This window comes from Promicromonospora sp. NPDC059942 (genome assembly GCF_042731755.1).
GTDB lineage: Bacteria > Actinomycetota > Actinomycetes > Actinomycetales > Cellulomonadaceae > Promicromonospora.
The window spans coordinates 27,493-29,434 of sequence record NZ_JBHWLR010000024.1; the positions used below are offsets into that span (position 1 = coordinate 27,493).

Annotated in this window: 1 protein-coding gene; it reads right to left on the bottom strand. The window is 72.3% G+C overall.

Features of this window, described 5'->3' with window-relative positions; translation table 11 throughout:
* Positions 1 to 156: 156 nt before the first annotated feature.
* A complete protein-coding gene (locus ACFV9Q_RS25870) occupies positions 157 to 1,749 on the bottom strand; it encodes a peptide chain release factor 3 (RefSeq protein ID WP_377236798.1) in 1,593 nt (530 codons plus the stop codon).
* Positions 1,750 to 1,942: the final 193 nt, after the last annotated feature.

Consider the following 1,942-nt stretch of genomic DNA (forward strand, 5'->3'; position numbering starts at 1 on the left):
GAGACAGTGACTGTTGGCCTGGTGGTGCGGTGGCCGGGCCTTGGGTCGTGGTTGTGGGGAGAAAAAAGCGGGGGGGGGGGGGGGGGGGGGGGGTGGGGGGGGGGGGGGGCCCGAAGGGCCGGGGCTGTGCGGGCCCGTCCGGAGTGGCCTTCTGGGCTAGACCCCGCTGGCGACCAGCGGGATCAGCGGCACGTCCGGGTGGGCGCGCTCGAAGGCCCGCGCGTGCCAGACGTCGCGCAGCAGCACCAGCGGGGTGCCGTCGCCGCGGCGCACGACCTCGACGCCCGGGTAGGCGGCGATGGTGTCGATGTGCTCCGGCGCGGCCTCGCGGGCCAGCGACAGGCCGAGCTGCTCCGTCCGGATGGGCGCCGAGAACTCGTGCTCCATGCGGAAGGTCGCGACCTCGAACTGGAGCGGGCCGACGGCCCCGAGGATCGGGTTGCCGTCGCCGCGCGCCTCGGACACCAGGACCTGGACCACGCCCTCCTGCTCGAGCTGCGAGATGCCCTTGCGGAACTGCTTGGAGCGGCCCGGGTCGGCCGAGCGGGCGGCCGCGAAGTGCTCGGGGGCGAACACCGGCATGGGCGGGAAGCGCACGTGCGGGCCGGCGGCGTCGAACACCGTGTCACCGACGGCGAGCGTGCTGGCGTTGACCAGGCCCACGACGTCGCCGGGGTAGGCGTCCTCGACCGTCTGACGTTCCCGGCCGAAGACCGACAGCGCGTACTTCGTGGCGAACGGCCGGCCGGTGCGCTCGTGCGTCACGACCATGCCGCGCTCGAAGCGGCCCGAGCACACGCGGATGAAGGCCACGTGGTCGCGGTGGTTCGGGTCCATGCCGGCCTGCATCTTGAACACGAAGCCGCTGAACGCCTGGTCCACGTCGCGGGCCGTGCCGTCGACGTCGGGCCGCGCGCCGGGCGCGGGGGCGAGGTCCACGACGGCGTCCAGGAGCTGCTTGACGCCGATGTTGGCCAGCGCCGCGCCGAACAGCATCGGCGTCGTGGTGCCGGCGAGGAAGGACTCGCGGTCGAGCTCCTCGAGGAGCTGCACGCTCTCGACCGCCTCGGTGTGGTCGTCGCCGAGGGTGTCGGCGGCGGCCTGCGGGGTGAGGAGCTCCTCCTCGGCGATCGACGCGCCGCCCGGGGCGCGGCGGTAGGTGCGCACCTCGCCGGTGGCGCGGTCGAGCAGCCCGAGGAACCGGCCCGCCTCGCCGATGGGCCAGCTCAGCGGCGTCGGGCGCAGGTTGATGCGCTCCTCCAGCTCGTCGCACAGCTCCAGGGCCTCGCGGCCGGGGCGGTCCCACTTGTTGACGAACGTGATGACCGGCACGCCGCGGCGGCGGCACACCTCGAACAGCTTGAGCGTCTGCGGCTCCAGGCCCTTGGCGGAGTCGAGCAGCATGACGGCGGCGTCCACCGCCGTCAGCACGCGGTAGGTGTCCTCGGAGAAGTCGGCGTGGCCGGGGGTGTCCAGGAGGTTGATCACCACGTCGCCGTACGCGAACTGCAGGGCGGCGGACGTGATGGAGATCCCACGCTTCTGCTCCATCTCGAGCCAGTCGGAGACGACGCCGGCGCGGTTCCCCTTGCCGTGCACCGCCCCGGCCTCGTCGATCGCGTGGGCGTGGAGCGCGAGGGCCTCGGTGAGGGTCGACTTGCCGGCGTCGGGGTGGGAGATGACCGCGATGCTGCGGCGACGTGCCGCTTCGGTCCCGACCTGCCGGGTGTCGGAGGTCAGGACGGTCATCGGGCTCCACCGTTCAGTTCGTGCTGCACCAACGCCATCCTCATCTCCCGCGCCTACCGCTTCCGGACAGCCTGCAACTCTACCCTCCCCCTCCCCCGTTTGGTGGTGGGGGTCTTTTTTCTCCTGTGGAGGCGGAGAGGAGAGAGGAAACAAACCAACAATGTTGGGCTCGGAGGGGGTGTGGGGTTGATCG